Origin of the sequence: Actinokineospora cianjurensis (assembly GCF_003663795.1) — a bacterium.
GTDB lineage: Bacteria > Actinomycetota > Actinomycetes > Mycobacteriales > Pseudonocardiaceae > Actinokineospora > Actinokineospora terrae.
The window spans coordinates 1,572,055-1,591,494 of sequence record NZ_RCDD01000001.1 but is presented as its reverse complement, the minus strand read 5'-3'; the positions used below and the strand labels follow the sequence as shown (position 1 = coordinate 1,591,494).

General features: G+C 70.8%; 18 protein-coding genes. 8 read left to right on the top strand and 10 right to left on the bottom strand.

Going from position 1 to position 19,440, the window contains the following annotated elements:
• The first annotated feature begins 132 nt into the window (after positions 1–132).
• Together CLV68_RS07635 and CLV68_RS07630 are read left to right on the top strand one after the other, a co-directional pair.
• Positions 133–2,373, top strand: coding sequence for a sigma-70 family RNA polymerase sigma factor (locus CLV68_RS07635; RefSeq protein WP_246009707.1), 2,241 nt, complete (start codon positions 133–135; stop codon positions 2,371–2,373).
• A 71-nt stretch (positions 2,374–2,444) separates the two neighbouring features.
• Positions 2,445–2,984, top strand: a complete 540-nt coding sequence (locus CLV68_RS07630) for a GtrA family protein (RefSeq protein ID WP_092778066.1) — start codon at positions 2,445–2,447, stop codon at positions 2,982–2,984.
• Between the two features lie 5 nt (positions 2,985–2,989).
• Here CLV68_RS07630 and CLV68_RS07625 read toward each other — a convergent pair whose 3' ends face one another.
• Together CLV68_RS07625 and CLV68_RS07620 are read right to left on the bottom strand one after the other, a co-directional pair.
• A complete protein-coding gene (locus tag CLV68_RS07625) occupies positions 2,990–4,288 on the bottom strand; it encodes a sensor histidine kinase (protein WP_121389758.1) in 1,299 nt (432 codons plus the stop codon).
• A gap of 3 nt (positions 4,289–4,291) precedes the next feature.
• Positions 4,292–4,960 carry a response regulator transcription factor gene (locus CLV68_RS07620; RefSeq protein WP_092778371.1) on the bottom strand — a complete coding sequence of 223 codons (669 nt, stop codon included), beginning with the start codon at positions 4,958–4,960 and terminating at the stop codon, positions 4,292–4,294.
• Between the two features lie 39 nt (positions 4,961–4,999).
• Here CLV68_RS07620 and hisN point away from each other — a divergent pair, with 39 nt between their 5' ends.
• Complete coding sequence (gene hisN, locus CLV68_RS07615) at positions 5,000–5,779, top strand: histidinol-phosphatase (RefSeq protein ID WP_121389757.1); 780 nt, start codon at positions 5,000–5,002, stop codon at positions 5,777–5,779.
• On the opposite strand, the gene CLV68_RS07610 is transcribed toward hisN, so the two are convergent.
• From CLV68_RS07610 to CLV68_RS07575, 8 genes are all read right to left on the bottom strand, one after another.
• A complete protein-coding gene (locus CLV68_RS07610) occupies positions 5,756–6,028 on the bottom strand; it encodes a hypothetical protein (RefSeq protein WP_121389756.1) in 273 nt (90 codons plus the stop codon). The genes hisN and CLV68_RS07610 overlap by 24 nt on opposite strands.
• A complete protein-coding gene (locus CLV68_RS34960) occupies positions 6,025–8,529 on the bottom strand; it encodes a glycohydrolase toxin TNT-related protein (protein WP_246009706.1) in 2,505 nt (834 codons plus the stop codon). The genes CLV68_RS07610 and CLV68_RS34960 overlap by 4 nt, the downstream gene beginning before the upstream one ends.
• 9 nt (positions 8,530–8,538) lie before the next feature.
• Complete coding sequence (locus CLV68_RS07600; protein ID WP_121389755.1) at positions 8,539–8,844, bottom strand: WXG100 family type VII secretion target; 306 nt, start codon at positions 8,842–8,844, stop codon at positions 8,539–8,541.
• The gene (locus tag CLV68_RS07595) at positions 8,844–9,269 is read right to left on the bottom strand and encodes a YbaB/EbfC family nucleoid-associated protein (RefSeq protein ID WP_246009705.1); all 426 of its coding nucleotides are present in this window, start codon (positions 9,267–9,269) and stop codon (positions 8,844–8,846) included. Before CLV68_RS07595 ends, CLV68_RS07600 begins: the two co-directional genes overlap by 1 nt.
• Before the next feature lie 153 nt (positions 9,270–9,422).
• Complete coding sequence (locus CLV68_RS07590; protein WP_121389754.1) at positions 9,423–10,154, bottom strand: SAM-dependent methyltransferase; 732 nt, start codon at positions 10,152–10,154, stop codon at positions 9,423–9,425.
• Positions 10,155–10,209: 55 nt separating this feature from the next.
• Positions 10,210–11,151 carry a hydroxymethylglutaryl-CoA lyase gene (locus tag CLV68_RS07585; protein ID WP_121389753.1) on the bottom strand — a complete coding sequence of 314 codons (942 nt, stop codon included), beginning with the start codon at positions 11,149–11,151 and terminating at the stop codon, positions 10,210–10,212.
• Position 11,152: 1 nt separating this feature from the next.
• The gene (locus CLV68_RS07580) at positions 11,153–11,749 is read right to left on the bottom strand and encodes a PH domain-containing protein (protein ID WP_121389752.1); all 597 of its coding nucleotides are present in this window, start codon (positions 11,747–11,749) and stop codon (positions 11,153–11,155) included.
• Positions 11,750–11,835: 86 nt separating this feature from the next.
• Positions 11,836–12,630, bottom strand: a complete 795-nt coding sequence (locus CLV68_RS07575) for a biotin--[acetyl-CoA-carboxylase] ligase (RefSeq protein WP_121389751.1) — start codon at positions 12,628–12,630, stop codon at positions 11,836–11,838.
• A 170-nt stretch (positions 12,631–12,800) separates the two neighbouring features.
• Between CLV68_RS07575 and CLV68_RS07570 the strand changes: the two genes are divergently transcribed.
• The 5 genes from CLV68_RS07570 to CLV68_RS07550 all read left to right on the top strand — a co-directional run bounded on the left by CLV68_RS07570 (position 12,801) and on the right by CLV68_RS07550 (position 19,388).
• The gene (locus CLV68_RS07570) at positions 12,801–14,423 is read left to right on the top strand and encodes an acyl-CoA carboxylase subunit beta (protein WP_121389750.1); all 1,623 of its coding nucleotides are present in this window, start codon (positions 12,801–12,803) and stop codon (positions 14,421–14,423) included.
• A 10-nt stretch (positions 14,424–14,433) separates the two neighbouring features.
• Positions 14,434–14,646, top strand: a complete 213-nt coding sequence (locus tag CLV68_RS34955) for an acyl-CoA carboxylase subunit epsilon (protein ID WP_246009704.1) — start codon at positions 14,434–14,436, stop codon at positions 14,644–14,646.
• A gap of 219 nt (positions 14,647–14,865) precedes the next feature.
• Positions 14,866–16,470: a DHA2 family efflux MFS transporter permease subunit gene (locus CLV68_RS07560; protein ID WP_170224151.1), complete on the top strand. Its 1,605-nt coding sequence runs from the start codon at positions 14,866–14,868 to the stop codon at positions 16,468–16,470.
• Positions 16,471–16,481: 11 nt separating this feature from the next.
• Positions 16,482–18,308, top strand: a complete 1,827-nt coding sequence (locus CLV68_RS07555; RefSeq protein WP_121389747.1) for a Xaa-Pro dipeptidyl-peptidase — start codon at positions 16,482–16,484, stop codon at positions 18,306–18,308.
• A 465-nt stretch (positions 18,309–18,773) separates the two neighbouring features.
• Positions 18,774–19,388: a Maf family protein gene (locus CLV68_RS07550; RefSeq protein ID WP_121389746.1), complete on the top strand. Its 615-nt coding sequence runs from the start codon at positions 18,774–18,776 to the stop codon at positions 19,386–19,388.
• Positions 19,389–19,440: the final 52 nt, after the last annotated feature.

Genomic DNA, 19,440 nt, shown 5'->3' with positions numbered 1-19,440 from the left:
GTTGTGACGCGGAACGGGTGAATCGATTGTGCGTAAAACAATCTCCCCCGCCCGAGTGATGCGTGACGTTACGGTGAGCTTCAGTCACACTTGGTCGCGACGCCGGGGGTGGCAGCGGTCGAGGGGAGCACAGTGTCGGAGTTCGACGGCCCGAGTGACGCCGAGCTGATCGATGCGGTGCGGTCGGGGAACGCCTCCGCTTACGGTCCGCTCTACGAGCGCCACTCGGGTGCCGCACGCAACCTGGCCAGGCAGTTGGCGCGGTCGCAGGCCGAGGCGGACGACCTGGTGTCCGAGGCGTTCGCGAAGGTGCTGGAGACGCTGCGGCAGGGTCGGGGGCCCGATGCCGCGTTCCGCGCGTACCTGCTGACAGCGCTAAGGCACACCGCTTACGACAAGACGCGCAGGGACCGCAAGGTCGAGTTCTCCGACGACGTGTCCCAGGTCAGCGGTATCAACCAGGACCAGGTGAGCGTGCCGTTCTCGGATACGGCCATCGCCGGTCTTGAGCGGTCGTTGGCGGCGCGCGCGTTCCGGAAGCTGCCGGAGCGCTGGCAGGCGGTGTTGTGGCACACCGAGATCGAGGGCCAGTCCCCGGCCGAGGTGGCGCCGCTGCTCGGGCTGACCCCGAACGGGGTGTCCGCGCTCGCCTACCGCGCCCGGGAGGGCCTCAAGCAGGCATACCTGCAGGTCCACCTGGCCGAGGCGGGCGACCAGCGCTGCCGGGCGACCGCGGAGCGGCTCGGCGCGTGGGTGCGCGGCGGCCTGTCGAAGCGGGAGAAGGCCCAGGTCGAGGCGCACCTGGACGAGTGCGACCGGTGCCGGGCGCTGGCCGCGGAGCTGGCGGACGTCAACAGCGGCCTGCGGCTGTTCATCGCGCCGCTGGTGCTCGGTCCGATGGCCGTGGCGGGGTACCTCGGCGCGGCGAAGGCGACCGCGGTGGTCGGGGCCGGTGTGGCGGCCGGTGCCAGCGGTGGCGGTGTGCTCAGCGCGATCACGAGCGCCCCGCGGCAGGCCATGACGGTCGCGGTGTCGGGTGCGGCTCTTGTCGCTGCCGTCGTCGTAGGGCTAGTCGCCGCTCCTAACAACACTCAGGTCCCGGCGGCAGTTACCTCAAACGCCCCGACGACGACCGCTCCCCGCCCGACCCCCAAGCCGCAGACGCCTCCAGTCACCCCGCCAGAACCGGAACCGACCACGCCGGAACCGCCAACCACAGAGCTCACCACGGAAGCGCCAGAGCCCACCACCACGGCTCCCACGACTACGACCACGGCGCCGACCACCACGACCACGCCAGCGCCCACGACGACCACACCAACGCCGGAGCCACCGCAGCCCCGGCCGAACCTGTCGGCGTCAGGCCCGGGTGGCCCGGTCTCTCTCACCCCGGGCGCACCCACCGAGGTCCCCATCACCGTGACGAACTCCGGTGACGCTGTCTCCGAGCCGGTCGTGGCAGCCCTACCGCTTCCGACAGGTGTGCGCGCCGTATCCCCCGCCAGGCTCACTGCGCCCCCGCTGCTGCGGCTCAACGCCCAGGCGACCACCATCGACTGCCCCGCGGGCACGGGTCGCGTCGTGTGCAGCACCGAACGCGGGCTCCAGCCAGGCGAGACGATCACGCTCGTCTACCGCTTGGTCGCGGACGACGCGGAGCTCACCGCGCAGATCGCGGGAACACTCACGGCGGGCACGCAGATCGAGTTGCCGTTCACGATCGGCATCGAGGTGACACCGCTACCAGACGGCGTCGACCTCACCGCGGCTCTAGACGACCAGGGCCTGGTGGAGCGGCTCTTGCCGTGGGGTCGCGAGGTTCGCGTAGCGGCGTGGGCGACCAACACCGGCGAGAGCACGAAGGCGGTCGCGGTGACGTTCGACCGCGAGGCCAAGTTCCTGTCGTCGGACCGCGAGGTCAGCTGCACGGCAGGAGAGGGCTTCCTGAACTGCGTGAGCACTATCTCGCTCCGGCCGGGTGAACGGCTGAAGGTGATCGTTGGAGTCCGTGGTCACCACAAGGAGAAGCGGAACCTGACCGTCACCGCTGCCCTCGGTACCGCTACCGACAGCGTGACGGTCCGGATCCCGCACCGGCCGATCTGCTGCGAGCACCGGCCTGAGCCGAACCGTCCCCAGCCGACCACGACTACGACCACCACCACGACGCCAACCACCACCACGAGCCCCACGAAGCCGACCACCACGACAGCGCCAACGACGACGACAGCGCCAACGACGCAACCGGCCACGACGGCACCAACGCCGAAGCCCGAACCGCCGGTCGTCATCCCGGAAGCGGACAAACCGCTCATCCAGATCTGCCTGGAAATCGGACGTTCGCGGTCGAAGTGGTGGAAGTGGGACTGCTGAACAGTGACCGACACGACTACCCGCCCCGGTTGCCGGGCCCCCCGCGAACAGGGCGGATAGACTTCGCCGCCATGGCCTTCGTGGACACGGTGCTGGCCCGGCTGCCCCAGCCGGTGCGGTCGTTGCTGATCAAGCACCGGGAGATGCTCAAGTTCGCGGTGGTCGGCGGCGTGTGCTTCATCGTGACCAACGCGGTCAACTACGCGCTCAAGCTCACCGTGCTCAACCGCAACCCGGTGACCGCGCTGATCGTGGCCGTCATCATCGCGACGATCGTGTCGTACATCCTCAACCGCGAGTGGTCCTTCCGCGACCGCGGCGGCCGGGAGCGCCCGCACGAGGCCGCGCTGTTCTTCCTGATCAGCGGCATCGGTGTCGGGCTCAACGCGCTGCCGCTGTGGGTGTCGCGGTACCTGTTCGACCTCGAGGTGCCGCACGTGACGCTGCTGACCCAGGAGATCGCCGACTTCGGCTTCGGCATCATCCTGGGCACCCTGATCGCCATGGTGTTCCGCTGGTGGGCGTTCAAGAAGTGGGTGTTCCCCGAGGCCGAGGGCCGGGTGCGGCCGCTGCGCGCGGTCCGGACCGGCGAGGACGAGCAAGCCGCCTGACCCCGCTAGCGCGGCGACCGCTCGGTCGGCCAGCGCAGGCCGGGGATGTTGCCCGCCTTGGGCACCGGCAGGAACACGGTGAACGTGGGCGGCCTGGCCGTGGACAGCTCCAGCCTGCCGCCGTCGGACTCCACCAACGCCCTGGCCAGCGCCAGACCCAGGCCGGTGGAGCCGCCACCGGAGACGCCGCGGTCGAAGATGTGCGGGGCCAGTTCGTCCGGCACGCCCGAGCCCCCGTCGGTGACCTCGATGACCACGGTCTCGCCGCCGACCGACTCCCCGGCGCGCGAGGACAGCACCACAGTGCCGCCGCCGTGCCGCAGGGCGTTGTCGAGCAGGACGCCGATGGTCTCGCGCAGCCGCGCGGGGGTGACCCTGGCCATCAGGCCGGGGGTGAGCTTCATGCGCAGCGTGCGGCCCTCGGAGCGCAGCATCTCGCGCCACTCGTTGGCGATGGCGGTGAGTTCCCTGGCCAGGTCGACCGGCTCGGCGTCGACGGCGCGGGCCTCGCGGGCGGCGGCGAGCAGCTCGTCGAGCACGTCGGAGAGGCGTTCGGCCTGGTTGAGGGCCTCGCTGGCCTCCGCGGCCGCGTCAGCGTCCGGCACCATCGTCAGCGCCTCCAGCCGCAGTTGCAGCGCCGTGAGCCTGCTGCGCAGCTGGTGTGAGACGTCTCCGACCAGGTCGCGTTCGCGTTGGACGAGCTGGGCGAGCGCGGTCGCGGAGGCATCTAGCGCCTCGGCGACCATGTCTAGCTCGTAGAGGTCGTAACGGGACTTGTCGAGCCGGAAGTCACCGGCGCCGAGTTTGGTGGCACGGTCGGCGACGTGGCGCAGCGGTCTGGCCAACCTGCGCGCGGTGACCATGGCGACCACGGTGCCAACGGCCACAGTCAGCACAACCACCAAGGCGACCAAGGCAGCGACCTGGGCCTGTCTCGTGCGCATAGGTCCGGCGTCGATCTCCAGCAGCACAGTGCCCTGCCGCGACATCGGGGCCTCTTCGGCTACCACGTCCTCGACCGGCTCCGGGCCAAGAGTGCCCAGAGTGCGCTGCCCTTCGCTGGGCAGCGTCACGGTGAGCCTGCCGCCGGTCGGCACGGCCAGCAGGACCTTGTTCAGGTCGACCGGCCTGCCGTTGGCGATCTCGTCGTCGAGCGTCGCGGTGATCTGCTGGGCGCGGACCGCGAGGTCCTCCCTGGTCAGCTTCTCCACGACCTGCAGCGCGGTGTAGCCGAGCGGGATGCCCAGCGCGCACGCGGTGATGGTCACCGCGAGCAGGATCGCGAGCAGGATGCGGCGGCGCACGTGCTACTCGGCGTTGAACCGGAAGCCGACGCCGCGCACGGTGGCGATGCGCCGCTCGGTGGAGCGCGGCCCACCCTCGCCGAGCTTGCGGCGCAGCCAGGACATGTGCATGTCCAGGGTCTTGCTGGTCTTGAGCTCGGGATCGCTCCACACCTCGGTGAGGATCTCCTCCCTGGTCACGACCTGCCCAGCCCGCTGGATCAGCACCCGCAGCAGCTCGAACTCCTTGTTGGCCAGGGTGATCTCGGTGCCGTCGACGGTCACCACCCGCGCGGCCAGGTCCATCCGCACGCCGTTGACGTCGATGGCGCCGGGGGCCTGCCTGCGCAGCAGCGCCCGGATCCTGGCCAGCAGCTCGGCCAGCCGGAACGGCTTGGCCACGTAGTCGTCGGCGCCCGCGTCGAGGCCGACGACGAAGTCGACCTCGTCGGCTCTGGCGGTCAGCATCAGGACCGGTATCCCGCGACCCGCGGCGCGTAAGCGCCTGCAGACGTCGAGCCCGTCGATCCCGGGCAGCCCGAGGTCGAGGACAAGCAGGTCGGGGTGGCCGGTCGAGGCCACCTCCAGTGCGGCGTGGCCGTCTCCGACAACCCGCACCTCATAGCCCTCTCGGTGCAGTGCACGCGAGAGGGGGTCCGCGATCGCCGCGTCGTCCTCGGCCAGCAGTACCACGCTCACGTGCTCCAGAGTAGGCGTGACACGATCGCGCCCGTGTCAAGCGACGACCTGACTTTTGCCCGCCTGCTGGCCGACACGGCCGACGCGATCACCCGTGCCCGCTTCCAGGCCGTCGACCTGGTGGTCGAGCGCAAGCCGGACCGCAGCCCGGTGACCGACGCCGACACCGCCGTCGAGGACGCCGTGCGGGCGCTGCTGGCCGAGGCCCGACCGGACGACAGCGTGGCGGGCGAGGAGCGCGGCGGGGACGTCCGCGCTGGTAGGACCTGGGTTCTGGACCCGATCGACGGGACCAAGAACTTCCTGCGCGGGGTGCCCGCGTGGGCCACGTTGATCGCGTTGGTCGTCGACGGTGTGCCGCAAGTGGGTGTGGTTAGCGCGCCCGCGCTCGGTAGGCGGTGGTGGGCCGCGCGGGGTGAGGGCGCGTGGTTGAGCCGAGATGGTGGCGAGGCCCAGCGAATCTCAGTGTCAGGTGTGCGGTCGCTCGAAGACGCCTACCTGTCGACCACGCACCTGGGGTCGTGGGTGAAGTACCACTCGCGTGAGCGCTACCTGGCGCTGGTGGACGCGTGCTGGGAGAACCGGGCGTTCGGGGACTTCTGGCAGCACTGCCTGGTCGCGGAGGGCGCGATCGACCTCGCGGCTGAGGCGATCGTGAACCCGTGGGACGTGGCGCCGTTCCAGGTGCTGGTGGAGGAAGCCGGGGGCCGGTTCACGGACCTGGGTGGGGTGAACCGGTTCGACGGCGGCTCTGTCCTGACCTCTAACGGCCACCTGCACGAGGCAGCGCTAAGCCTTCTCGGTGACCGGTAGGACCCCGACGACGCCTCGCACGACCTGGGACCAGGTGAGCCTGCCGAAGAGGTAGTGGCAGGCCACCTGCTCGTTGGTGAAGCTCGCCCAGTCGTAGCGGTTGCCCTGCTCGCGCCAGAACACCTCCCAGCTGCCCTGGTCGGCGTAGTGCAGCAGGCACCAGGCGTTGTCGGACTCCTCGCCGAGGGACACGAACTCGGCCGGGATGCCGATCGCGGCGAGCAGGCCGATGATCGTCTCGGTGTTCACGGGGTCTCCTCCAGCAGACCGAGGGCGACGAGTTCGGCGGCGGAGTGGGTGGCGCGGTAGCGCTCACCGCCACCCGGCTGCCCGAACCACGGCGCCGACAGGGTCCGCCACACTGGGAGCGGCTGGAGCACCCGGTAGCGGCGGTAGCCCGAGCCCGCGTGCAGCGGCGGGAGGGCGCGGCGCGCGAACCTGGTGCCGTCTGCGCTGAAGACCCGGCCGTTAGCGGTACCGAACCGGTCGATCAGCATGCCCTCGGGCAGCACGACTGCCTCACCTGGCGCGGTCCCCCCTTCCGGGAACAGCTCACTGGTCGGCCACGCGTACTCAGTGGAGCGTTGCGTGCTCGGGTCGAATGGGCGGACGAGGAAGCGGTGGTCCCAGTCGCGCTCGTTGAGGCCACCGAGCGGGTCGTAGGCGTGCAGCAGGTCTGGCGCGGTGCGGCCACGGGTCGGAGCGGTGTGTTGGACCGGGGTGGCGTTGTCGGCCAGGTCGGACCTCGGGTGATCGCCCGGCGGGAACCGGAGACCGGCGGCGAAGTCGACCTCCTCCGGCGGCGGTGGGATCTGCCGGGCGGGCTTGCTGGACGCGACCGGCAGGTGCCCCTCCGGGAACATCTGCGCCAGGAACTTGCTCGGCAGAGCCTTGTTGTTCGGGTGCGCGCGGGGAAGGCCGACCGCGACGGCCGCCATCAAGGTGGCGCTGTCGGACTGCTCCCGCTTTTCGGTGCCGTTGTCGGCGTGCTCGGGCGCGGGCAGCGACTGGTCCGGCTGCGGTGTTGCACCGGTCAGCCTGCCCGGACCCGGCTTGCCCGCGTCCGTCTTGGTCCCGTCGGCAGTCTTGCCGCCGTCGCCGCTCTTTGCTCCATCACCAGGCTTGGCCCCATCGCCAGGCTTGGCGCCGTCACCCGGCTTGGCCGCGTCGCCAGGCTTGCCGGTTTGCAGCGCCTCGGCGATCCGACCGGGCTGCGAGTCGACGGTCTTGGCGGTCAGGTCTGCCAGGCGCGCGCCCGGCTTCGCCATCGAGTCGGACCGCTCCCCGGAGCGGGGCGCGGACCTCGGCGCCTCGGTGTTCTTCCCGCCCGGGTCGCCCAGCGGCCTGCTGGTCGGGTCACCGACGCGCGCGGCGGTGTTGGCGCCCTTGGCCCCCGGCTGGGCGCGCTCGCCGGTCTTGGCTGCCTGCTCGGCGGCCTTGGCGCCTGGCTCGGCGCGCCCCGGCTGCGGCTTCTGCTGCGGCGGCGGGGCCAACTGCTTGTTGCCGTTCGCGTTCTGCGCGGGAACAGCGGGAACGAGCCCGGGGGCGGACGGCCGCGCCGCGACGGACGGGCTGGACGCGCTCGGGACGTTGCCCACTACGGGCAAAGCGCCCGGGTTCACGCCGGTAAGCCTGCCGCCGAGGGGGTTCCCTGACGGCGGCGCGGACGTCGTCCCGCCCTGTTGCACGCCACCGACCGGTGACCCGCCCTGCGTGCCGCCTGGCTGCTGGCCGACCGGCGCGGAGCTCTGGCTGGGCGCGTCGATGACCGCGGCCGAGGCGGCCTGGACGACGTCGGTCGGCACGCCGATGTGCGGGGTGGGCTGGGTGACCACGGGCAGCGGCGGCGGCGCGTTGGTGGGGATCTCCGGCAGGGTCACCGACGGCGTCTGCACTACCGGCGACGTCAGCGGCGGGAGCTGCGCGGCGGGCGGGGTGTGCACGATGGGCTCGACGACCGGCGCTACCGGCGGGATGACCACACTCGGCTTGAGTGGTGCGTCGAGCACCGGCTTGAGGTCGGGGAGCGCCCCGGATGCCGCGTTCGTGATCCCCCTGAGCGGCTTGCTGACACCGTTGAGGGTCTCGCCGATGCCGTCAACGGTGTGAGCGAGACCGTCGCCGATCTGGCCGGGCAGGGCGCCGACGAGCTTGGTGACCGGCTTGATGACGCTGGTGAGCAGGCCGTCCAGCCCGGACCCGATGGCGCCGGGGCTGTCGTTGACCAGGTCGTTGGCGAAGTGGACGCTGGTGCCCGGCTGGGCGACGGTGTTGAGCAGCGTGGTGCGGATGTGCGCGACGTTGGCCGCGGTGCCCTTGATCAGCCAGTCCAGGCTCAGCCGCGCCCGCTGGTCGCCCGCGGCGGCCGCGGTGTCGGCGGCGTCGAGGTTCTTGGCCAGCGCGACCAGCTTGCGCACGATCTTCACCTTGGCCGCGCCGATCTCCTCGGCGGCGTGCTCCAACCGGTCGGCCGCGGCGTTGCAGCCCTTCACGGTCGCGGTGAGGTGGCCGTTGTCGGCCTTGACGAACCTGGACCAGTACCTGGCCGCGGCGTCGGCCGAGTCGCCCTCGAAGGTGGACAGCGCGGCGTGCGCGGCGCTGTCGGCGTCACCGGCGAGCGCGGCGACCTGGGTGCCCGCGTGCCGCCAGGCTTTGGCGGAGGCGCGCATCTTGTCCTCGTCGGCCTGCGGCCAGCGGACCCCGACCTTGGCGGCGACGCCTGCGAGCTCGGCGGGCAACTGGATCCCCATCACGTCCCCCTAGGCGTCGAGCACGCCTGCGTTGTGGTCGTCGGTGTGCCGGTAGGCGCGGGCGGTCTCGCGGAAGCGGTCGCCAACGTCGTCGAGCTTCCCCGGCAGCGCGCCGAGGGCCTTGAGCGTCTCGTGCGCGGACCCGGCGTGCGTGGAGGCGAACCGCAGCCCGATGTCGTCGCCGCCCCAGCAGGCGCCCGCGGCGCTGACCTGGTCGGCGAGTTCGCGGTGGATGCCGCCCACGCGCGAGGACAACCCGTCGAACTGCCCGGCTCGTAACGCGAGGCGGTCGCTGTCTACCTGGAACCTGTCCATCACGGCCTCCCCGCGTCTGGTTCTAACCAGGCCACGTTCTCGTAGCTGTCCTCTTCGACCGGCGGCGTGATCTCCGCGCGGTGCAGATCGGCGGTTCCCCGGAGCAAGGCATCCGGATCGGTGCCAGAGGGCAGCACCGGGGCAACGGCGTGCCCGGCCGCACTGGCGGCGCGAGCGTCGGCGACAGCGGCTGTGCGCACGATCAGGGCGGCGAGGTCCGCGGGCCGGTACACGCGGTAGGCGTCGTCGCGCAGGTCGAGCGCGGTAAGAGCACCTTGGGCGGACACGGTCGCGGTGACCACACCGCAGTCGCTCGTGGCGGACTCGCTGATCGCCGAGAGTGCCCGGTGCACCTCGGCGAGCTGGTCCCGTCCGCGCCGGTAGTCGGCGAGGAGGTCCTCGACCTGGGCTCGGTGCTCGGACACCACGACCTCCTCCGCGTCATCGGCCAGCCTCCGGGCCCGCGTTGGACGCGGCTCCCCGCGGCCGGGTTCCCACCGGGCCAGGTTCCCACTCGAACCGGTGATCACGCCAACCCCACCCGGGTAGTCGCCGGACCCGCGGCCCGCGTTGCGGTCTCAACTGTCGCGCGCGACCACGACAGCGCAGTTCAACTCGCCCGTGACCACCGACAGCAGCACGGTGATGCCGTTGTCCATGGCCACGATTCCTTCCGCACCGTAGCGGTCGAACAGCGCTGGGTGGTGCTCTTGGAACAACTGCGCCCACATGTCCCAGGTACGACCAACGCGCGGCCCCGCTCCTAGGTCACGCGCTTGCTCGACGATGAGCCCGGTGTCGTGCACGGCGTCTACAAGACCGTGCAGGTTCGGAACGGGGACGGTGATGACAACGCGCCCGCCTGGCTTGAGCACCCGCCGCGCCTCGGGCAGTTGCTCGACGCTCTCCTTGACCCAGACCGCGTCGAACGCGGCGTCGGAGTACGGCAGCAGCGCCCCGGTGAGTTCGAAGTGGACAGTCGAGGTGACCAGGTCGGCGGCGGCGTCGACCTCGACCGGGTTGGCCGAGCAGCCGGTGACGGCGACGTCCACGGTCGCCGCGAGCCGCAGCGGGACGGCCCCGGAGCCGAAGCCGATGTCCAGGACGTGGTCGCCGGGGCGCAGCCGGAGCAGGTCCGCGACCTGGCCGACGACCCGGTCCTGCGCCCAGTCGAGCCACTGCCACGGGGTGCCGGTGTGGTCGTCGGTGGCCAGCCAGGCGCCGATGTGGTGGCTGGGGCCAAGGCACAGGTCGTAGAGCGCGCCGTGGGCGGCTGGCGACCACGTGGGCAAGGGGGCGCTGGCGGTCATCGTCGAACCTCCCCGCCCAACGTCTCACCGAGCGTGTCGAGCTGTCAACGATGGGTTACCCGCGCAGCGCCCGGACCACCCTCGACGGCGCGGGCCTGCCCAGCCGCTCGGCCATCCACGCGCTGGTGTCGGCCAGCCTGTCCAGGTCGACGCCGGTGTGCACGCCGAGGCCGTCGAGCATCCAGACCAGGTCCTCGGTGGCGAGGTTGCCGGTGGCCGACTCGGCGTAGGGGCAGCCGCCGAGGCCGCCCGCGGAGGAGTCGACGGTGGTGACGCCCAGGCGCAGCGCGGCGAGGGTGTTCGACAGGGCCTGGCCGTAGGTGTCGTGGAAGTGGACCGCGATGTCGGCGACCGGGACGCCCGCGGCCGCGGTGGCGGCGATGACGGACTCGACCTGCCCCGGGGTGGCGACGCCGATGGTGTCGCCGAGGGAGAGCTGCGAGGCGCCCATGTCCACCAGGCGCTTGCCGACCGCGGCGACCTGGTCGGCGGCGACCGGGCCCTCCCACGGGTCGCCGAAGCACATCGACACGTACGCGCGCACGTCGAGGCCCTCGGCGCGGGCCCTGGCGACGACCGGCTCGAACATGGCGAACTGCTCGTCCAGGGTGCGGTTGAGGTTGCGCTTGGCGAAGGTCTCGGTGGCGCTACCGAAAATCGCGATGTGCCGCACGCCCGCCGCTAGAGCCCGGTCGAGGCCGCGCTCGTTGGGCACGAGGACGGGGTAAGAGACGCCGTCGACCTTGGTCAGACCTGCGAGCAGTTCCTCGGCGTCAGCGAGCTGCGGGACCCACTTGGGGTGCACGAAGCTGGTCGCCTCCAGGACGCCCAAGCCCGCGTCGGCCAGTCGCGACAAGAACTCCAGCTTCACTTCCACCGGCACGACCGTGGACTCGTTCTGCAGTCCGTCGCGCGCGCCGACCTCCCAGATGGTGACTCGCTCGGGGAGGCCGTCAGCCCTGACCGTCGCCGGTAGACCTACCTCGCGGGCACCCACGTCAGCGCCGACCCTGCTCGGGGTAGTCACCCCGGTAGTCCTGCTCACGGGTGTCGCGGTAGTCCTCGCGGGCCGCGCGGGGATCCACCCGCGGCGTGCGGTGGAAGTCGTCGTTCGGGTTGTCGTTGACCTCGCGGTAGAGCAGCGTGTGCACCTTCTCGACGTTCGGGATGTCGTCGAACTCGAGCGGCTCCTGCGAGCTGGACTCGATGATCAGGGTGCCGCAGCCGACGATCCGGTCGATCAGCCCGTGCTCGAACCGGACGCTGCTGATCCTGGCCAGCGGGATGTCGATGCCGGTGCGCTTGACCACGCCCATCCGGAACATGACCCGGTCGGTGGTCACGATGAAGTGGGTGGTCCGCCACCGCACGAACGGGGCGAGGAAGCCCCAGACGACCAGGACGAGGGCGACCGCGCCGATGATGATGTAGGCGACCGTCGCCCAGGACAGGTCCTGGGCCAGGATCGCCAGCCAGATGCCCGCGCCGAGGGTGATCAGCAGGATCACGTACGGCAGCAGCAGCATCTTCCAGTGCGGGTGCCGGTGGAGCACGACCTGCTCGCCTTCGCTGAGCACGTCATCGGGGTATGCCACGGTGTCCTCCCGATCATCACTGGTGACGCGGCTACCGTACTCGGCGGCGGACCCCGCAGGCAGGCGGAGTGGTGAACTGGCGTCGATCAGGTTCCCGGGCGGACGTGCACGACGTCCCCGGCGGACAGCGTGCGGGCGGTTCCGCCGACGTCGACGACCAGCCTGCCCTCGCCGTCCACGTCGGTGGCCAGGCCCTGCAGGCTCGACCCGTCCGGTAGCTCGACGCGGACGCGGTGGCCCAGCGTCGCGCAGCTGCCGCGGTACTCGCTGAGCAGGCCCGAGGTGACCAGGTCGCCCTGGGCGCCGCGCCAGGACCGCTCGGCCTCGTCGAACGCGCGCAACAGGGCGATCGCGACCTCGGTGCGGTCGCCGGTGCCGCCTTCCTGGGCGAAGGAGGTCGCGGGCAGCCCGCCGGGGCCGACCGGGACCTCGCCGGGCAGCGCACCGACGTTGAGCCCGATGCCGACGACCACGGCGTCCGGTGTCGCCTCGGCGAGGACCCCGGCGCACTTGGCCATGGCCGCGCCCGCGAGCAGGTCGTTGGGCCATTTCAGGGATGCGAGGACCCCGGCGTGACGGGCAGTGCGGATCAGGGCCACCCCTGCGACCAGGGAGAGAGAGCCGTACCGGGACACCGGGACACCGGTCGGCCGGAGCAAGACGCTCAGGTAGAGCCCGGACGCGGGGGGAGACACCCAGTCCCGTGCGCGCCTACCGCGTCCCGCAGTCTGCTGCTCCGCGATGAGCACGGTCCGGTCGGTGGCACTACCTGCCACGGCCACGAGGTCCGCGTTGGTGGAGCCGGTTGAGTCGACCACGTCCACAGCGCCGTAGGTGTCGCCAAGCGCGGCGCGCAGTGCCCCGGCGTCGAGAGCTGCCATGCGCCCAAGGGTAGAGCCGACCCCCGTACCCGGCCGGTCGGAGCAGGAACAGCCGGGCGGGGGTGGCGGTGATGACTCTGCGATCTCAACCGCGGTAGAGGTCAAGAGCCCTGTGGTGTGCCCTACGCCTCGCCCCTGGTGACACCTTTCGGTCGCTAGGCTGCCGGGCCATGAGCAGCGCGACCGAGCCGACGGGCGAGCCGGACACCCACACCACGGCAGGCAAGCTCGCCGACCTGTACCGGCGCTACGACGAGGCCGTCAACGCAGGCTCGGCTCGCGCGGTCGAGAAGCAGCACGCCAAGGGCAAGAAGACCGCCCGCGAGAGGATCGACGCGCTGCTCGACCCCGGTAGCTTCACCGAGCTCGACGAGCTTGCCCGGCACCGGTCCACGAACTTCGGCCTGGAGAAGAACCGGCCCTACGGCGACGGCGTCGTCACCGGGTACGGGACCGTCGACGGCCGCCCGGTGTGCGTGTTCAGCCAGGACGTCACCGTGTTCGGCGGGTCACTCGGCCAGGTGTACGGGGAGAAGATCGTCAAGGTGATGGACCTGGCGATCAAGACCGGCCGCCCGATCGTGGGCATCAACGAGGGCGGCGGCGCGCGGATCCAGGAGGGCGTGGTCTCCCTCGGCCTCTACGGCGAGATCTTCCGCCGCAACACCCTGGCCTCCGGGGTCATCCCGCAGATCTCGCTGATCATGGGCGCGAACGCGGGCGGGCACGTGTACTCCCCCGCGCTGACCGACTTCGTGGTGATGGTCGACCAGACCTCGCAGATGTTCATCACCGGCCCCGACGTGGTCAAGACCGTCACCGGGGAGGAGGTGACGCTGGAGGAGTTGGGCGGCGCCCGCACGCACAACACCAAGTCCGGCGTCGCGCACTACATGGGCGCCGACGAGGACGACGCGATCGCCTACGTCAAGGAACTGCTGTCGTTCCTGCCGTCGAACAACCTGTCCGAGCCGCCGGTGTTCCCCGGTTCCGCCGCCGAGGGCTCGGTGGCCGACGACCTCACCGACGGCGACCGCGAGTTGGACGCGCTGATCCCGGACTCGGCGAACCAGCCGTACGACATCCACGAGGTGATCACCCGGGTCGTCGACGACGGCGAGTTCCTGGAGGTCCACCCGCTGTTCGCGCCCAACATCGTGGTCGGCTTCGGCCGGGTCGACGGCCGCAGCGTCGGCATCGTCGCCAACCAGCCGACCCAGTTCGCGGGCTGCCTGGACATCGACGCCTCCGAGAAGGCCGCGCGGTTCGTGCGCACCTGCGACGCGTTCAACGTCCCGGTGCTCACCTTCGTCGACGTGCCCGGCTTCCTGCCCGGCACCGACCAGGAGTTCGACGGCATCATCCGGCGCGGCGCCAAGCTGATCTACGCCTACGCCGAGGCCACCGTCCCCCTGGTCACCGTCATCACCCGCAAGGCATACGGCGGCGCCTACGACGTCATGGGTTCCAAGCACCTCGGCGCCGACATCAACCTCGCTTGGCCTACCGCCCAGATCGCCGTCATGGGTGCCTCCGGCGCGTCGAACATCCTGCACCGCAAGACGTTGAAGGCCGCTCTAGACGCGGGCGAGGACGTGGACGCACTGCGGGCGAAGTTGGACCGCGAGTACGAAGACACCTTGCTGAACCCGTATGTGGCGGCGGAGCGGGGCTATGTGGACTCGGTTATCCCGCCTTCGCACACTCGCGGCTACATCGCGCGTGCACTGCGGATGCTGGTGGACAAGCGCGAGACTCTTCCCCCGAAGAAGCACGGCAACATCCCCCTGTAGAGGAGCGACCGTGAGCCCCGAACCCGTACTGCGTGTCGTCCGAGGTAACCCTGACGCGGCCGAACTGGCGGCGTTGACGGTAGTGGTGGCGGCCGCCGCCAGCGCCCCTACGGACACCCCGGCTCCATTGTCGACAAGCGCGTGGGCGGACAAGAGCTCCCTAGTCCGCCGCCCATTGCCCCACGGTCCGGGTGCCTGGCGCGGTTCCAGCCGCTCCCGGTAGTCCCCATGGGCCGGAGTTGTCCACAACGCCACATCGTGACTACCGGCCCGCCCCACCGCCCTCGATAGGCTGTGAGTCGGGGGGCTGCTCAGCGCGGTTCGATCTTGACGCCGCGCGTTCGCCCCCGCTGACCTGGGCGGGGCCAACCCGCGCGACGGCGGGGCCCTAGGCTCTTGGGCGGTGGCCCGGGTGGCGGGGTCCGGGGCTGGAGTTGGGTTGATGAGCGGTGGGGTGCGCGGCCCGTGGGTGGCGCTGGCGGCGTTGTGCGCGTGCTTCTTCATGGTCATGCTCGACTCCACCATCGTCACCGTGGCGATCCCGGCGATGCTGGGCGGCCTGGACGCCACGCTGAACCAGATCATCTGGGTCAACAGCGTGTACCTGCTCGCCAACACGGTGCCGCTGCTGCTCACCGGCAGGCTCGGGGACCGGTTCGGGCCCAAGCGGGTGCTGCTGGTCGGGCTGGTGCTGTTCCTCGGCGCGTCGCTCTGGTGTGGACTGTCGACTTCGGCGGGTTCGCTGATCGCGGCGCGCGCGGTGCAGGGGCTCGGCGCGGCGGCGATGACCCCGCAGACGTTGTCGTTCATCACCGGGCTGTTCCCGCCGCAGCGGCGCGGGGCGCCGATCGCGGTCTGGGGCGCGGTCGCCGGGGTCGCGACGATCACCGGGCCGGTGGTCGGCGGGCTGCTGGTGCAGCACGTCGGCTGGCAGTGGATCTTCCTGTTGAACCTGCCGATCGGCGCGGTCGGGCTGGTGCTGGGGGTCCTGCTGCTGCCGGACTGGCGACCGCCCGGTCGGGTGCGGCTGGACACGACCGGTGCGCTGCTGGCCTCGGCCGGGCTCGGGCTGCTGGTGTTCGGGCTGCAGAACGGGCAGCACTACCACTGGGGGACGATCATCGGCCCGGTCGGCGTGCTGCCGGTGATCGGCGTCGGCCTGCTGCTCATCGGCGCCTTCACCGTCTACCAGCGGCGCGCGCGGGACCCGCTGCTGCCGCGCGGGCTGTTCCACAACCCGATCTTCAGCTACGCCAACCTGACCCACGCCGCGCTCGGGTTCGCCACGACCGGGATGTTCCTGCCGCTGGTCATCTACGTGCAGTCGGTGCTCGGGCTGGACCCGGTCGCCTCCAGCCTGCTGTGCGCGCCGATGGCCGTTGCCGCCGGTGGCGCGGCCTGGGTGGCCGGGCGGTCGCGGCTGCCGGGCCGGACGCTGATCATGACCGGGCTCGGCGGATTGGCTGCCGGGACCGTCGCGCTGGCGCTGCTGGCGGAACCGGACACGGAGCCGCTGGTGCTCGTCCCTGGGCTGGTGGTGGCCGGGCTGGGCATCGGGCTGGTGTTCTCCCCGCTCACCGCCTCGGCGACGCTCGGCATGCCGCCGGACCTGATCGGGGCCGCCTCCGGGGTGTTCAACACCTCCCGGCAGGTCGGCGGGGTGCTCGGCAGCGCGACCACCGGGCTGTTCCTCCAGGTCGGGCTGGGGTTCGCGGTCCCGCAGGCGGCGCGGGAGTACGCGAAGTTCCTGCCGCCGCGCTACGCCGACGAGTTCGTCGAGCGGATCACCGCCGCCGCGCAGACCGCGAGCCAGTTCGGCGGCGAGGGTCCAGCGGTGCCGTCGGACTGGTCACCGGCCGTGGTCGAGAAGGTGCGCGAACTGGCCACCAACGCGTTCCACCTCGGGTTCACCAACGCGGCGAAGGCGACGCTGGTGTTGCCGGTTGTCGTCCTGATCCTGGGCATGCTCAGCGCGGCGGGCATCCGGACAGCGCCAACTGGTAACGCGAAAAACTCGGGACTGCCGGGGGAACGGGTCGGACCGTAGCGTCTGCACACATGGCTATACGGCGATCCTTGCTCACCACGGCCGTCGCGGTGATCGCGGGCCTTGGCGCGCTCACGCTTCCCGTGTCCGCAGCGCCAACGGCACCTGTCGCCGTGCGCAGCGACCCTATCTACTCTTACGCGAACGCCGTGCGTGAGACCGTCTGGGTCGACACAGGTCTAACAGCACCGAATGGTTCGCGAGTTCGGGTCGCCACCGACATCATTCGCCCGCGTGAAGCGACTGGGCGCGTTCCGGTAATCATGGACGCGAGCCCTTACTACGCCACGCTCGGGCGGGGTAACGAGAGCCAGAAGAAGACCTACGACAGTGCGGGTAAGCCGGTTCAGTTCCCGCTGCACTACGACAACTACTTCGTCCCGCGCGGTTACGCCGTTGCGCTCGTTGACCTTTCCGGCACAGCCCGCTCTAACGGCTGCGTTGACATCGGCGGGCGCTCTGAGATTGCCTCCGCGAAGTCGGTCATCGACTGGCTGAACGGTCGCGCCAGCGGTTACACGTCCGCGACCGGTAGCACCACCGTGGCCGCGAGCTGGTCGACCGGCGCGGTCGGGATGATCGGCAAGTCGTGGGACGGCACCATCGCGAACGGCGTTGCCGCTACCGGGGTCGACGGCCTCAAGACCATCGTGCCGATCGGTGCGATCAGCTCCTGGTACGACTACTACCGCGCGTCCGGTGCCACGTTCACCAGCGGCAGCCCGGCCGGACTCGCACAGGTGGTGGAGAACTCGGCGGGCGCCGCAAACTGCGGGTCGGTCAAGACAACGTTGACGAACGGCTCTCCGTCTAGCGGCGACTACACCGCCATGTACAAGGAACGGGACTACCTGGTCAACGTTGCCAAGGTGAAGACCAGCGTGTTCGTGGTGCACGGGCTCAACGACCTCAACGTGAAGACGATCAACTTCGGCCAGTGGTGGAACGCGCTGCCCGCGACCGTCGAGCGCAAGATCTGGCTGTCGCAGACCGGCCACGTCGACCCGTTCGACTACCGGCGCTCGGTGTGGGTCGACACGCTGCACCGGTGGTTCGACCACTACCTGCTGGGCATCGACAACGGGATCGAGCGCGAGCCCGCGTCCACTGTGGAGCAACGACCGGACGTGTGGAAGGACGACCCGTCCTGGCCGCTGGCCACATCCCCGACCACCGTGCGACTGCGGCCCGGCACCACCGCGGGCGTGGGCGTCCTGGGGACAACGGCACCGCCCGCCGGGTCGACCGCGAGCCTGACCGACAACCGCACCAGCTCGTACGACTGGATCAACAATCCGACCACCACCTCGTCGGCCCGGGTCGTCTACCGGACCGAGGAACTGGCCAGGGACGTGCGGGTTTCCGGTACTACGCAGATCACCGTGACCGCCACACCGTCGCAGAGCGCGGCCCGCGTGTCGGCGGTACTGGTCGACTACGGCCCGGCGACAATCCGCAACTACCGCGGCAGCGGCGAGGGCATCCGCAACCTCACCACCCGCACCTGCTGGGGCGAGAGCACCACCGGCGACAGCGCCTGCTACCTCGACACCGCCGCCAACACCACCACCGTCTCCCAGAACATCATCGCCCGCGGCTGGGCCGACCTCGGCCACTACGCGGGCCTCGACACCCGCCGCACCCTGACCGCGGGCACCCCGTACACGATCACCTTCACCCTCGCCTCCACCGACCAACTCATCCCGGCGGGCCACCGCCTCGCACTGGTCATCGGCAGCACCGACACCTCGTACATCAGCTCCGCGGGCACCAACCCCCGGCTGACGATCGACCTCACCAAGACCAGCGTTCGCCTTCCCCTGGTTGGGTCGCTGTAGGGGGCTTGAGCTGTGGGTTCTTCTGCTGGCCTGGCTTGGATGTTCACCCGGTTCAGGGACAGAAGTTATCCACATGTGGATCTTCGGCGGCCTGTTTGAAGATCGTCTGTCGGGGGGTGCCGGTAGACTGGCACTGGGACGCCCCCCGGTGTGGGTGGGGGCTGGGCGGGGTCGGGACCGCGTGCGCGCGAAGCGGTTGCGGTGGGGGAATCTGCGGCCGGTTAGGGCGGCTTAGCGGCAGTGGGTTACCGCAGCCGATTGGGGCGGCTTAGCGCAGTGGGTTACTGCGGCCGGTTTGGGCGGCTTGGACGGCTCGCTCGATTTGGCGGTGTTCGTCGCCGGACCGGATGGTCGAGGCTGCGGGCGGGGGTATGGCGCGGGGTGAGCGGGCTGTGTGGGGTGAGGGCATGGCCTGGCTGGGTGGGACCTGCGGGGGCGGGGCGGTGGGGCGGATAGCCTGCGGGAATGGAGTTCATTCTTGCGTCTCAGTCGCCTGCTCGGTTTGGGGTTTTGCGGGCCGCGGGGGTTGATCCGGTGGTCCGGGTGTCGGGGGTCGACGAGGACGCGGTGGCGGCCGCTGTGGTGGATCCGACGCCGGAGCGGGTGGTGGGGGTGTTGGCTGAGGCGAAGGCCAGGAAGGTTGTCCTGGCGGGGGATGACGCCGTGGTGGTGGGGTGTGACTCGATGTTGCACTTCGACGGGGAACTGGTGGGCAAGCCGGGGACGGCCGAGGTGGCTCGGGAGCGGTGGGGGAAGTTGGTGGGGGGCACCGGGGTGCTGCTGACCGGGCACGCGGTGTTGCGGGTCGTGGGCGGCGAGGTCGTCGGCAGTGCCACGGGGGTCGAGTCGACGACGATCCGGTTCGGGAGGCCGACCGCGGCGGAGGTCGACGCCTACATCGCTTCCGGGGAGCCGTTGTCGGTGGCCGGGGCGTTCACCATCGACGGCCTCGGTGGGTGGTTCGTCGACGGGGTCGACGGGGACCCGTCCAGCGTGATCGGGATCAGCCTGCCGTTGACCAGGCGGCTGCTCGGCGAGGTCGGGATCAGCGTCACCCGGCTGTGGCGTTGCACCAACTGACCCAACGCCGTTCCACGTGGTGAGAGTGATTCCGCTCTCCGGGTGAGAGGGG

What these genes read in the sequence shown, in the direction of transcription:
- CLV68_RS07630 (WP_092778066.1), top strand. Translation starts at nt 2,445, where the DNA reads ATGGCCTTCGTGGACACGGTGCTGGCCCGGCTGCCCCAGCCGGTGCGG.
- CLV68_RS34960 (WP_246009706.1), bottom strand. Translation starts at nt 8,529, where the DNA reads ATGGGGATCCAGTTGCCCGCCGAGCTCGCAGGCGTCGCCGCCAAGGTC.
- CLV68_RS07600 (WP_121389755.1), bottom strand. Translation starts at nt 8,844, where the DNA reads ATGGACAGGTTCCAGGTAGACAGCGACCGCCTCGCGTTACGAGCCGGG.
- CLV68_RS07590 (WP_121389754.1), bottom strand. Translation starts at nt 10,154, where the DNA reads ATGACCGCCAGCGCCCCCTTGCCCACGTGGTCGCCAGCCGCCCACGGC.
- CLV68_RS07575 (WP_121389751.1), bottom strand. Translation starts at nt 12,630, where the DNA reads ATGGCAGCTCTCGACGCCGGGGCACTGCGCGCCGCGCTTGGCGACACC.
- CLV68_RS07570 (WP_121389750.1), top strand. Translation starts at nt 12,801, where the DNA reads ATGAGCAGCGCGACCGAGCCGACGGGCGAGCCGGACACCCACACCACG.
- CLV68_RS07560 (WP_170224151.1), top strand. Translation starts at nt 14,866, where the DNA reads ATGAGCGGTGGGGTGCGCGGCCCGTGGGTGGCGCTGGCGGCGTTGTGC.
- CLV68_RS07555 (WP_121389747.1), top strand. Translation starts at nt 16,482, where the DNA reads ATGGCTATACGGCGATCCTTGCTCACCACGGCCGTCGCGGTGATCGCG.
- CLV68_RS07550 (WP_121389746.1), top strand. Translation starts at nt 18,774, where the DNA reads ATGGAGTTCATTCTTGCGTCTCAGTCGCCTGCTCGGTTTGGGGTTTTG.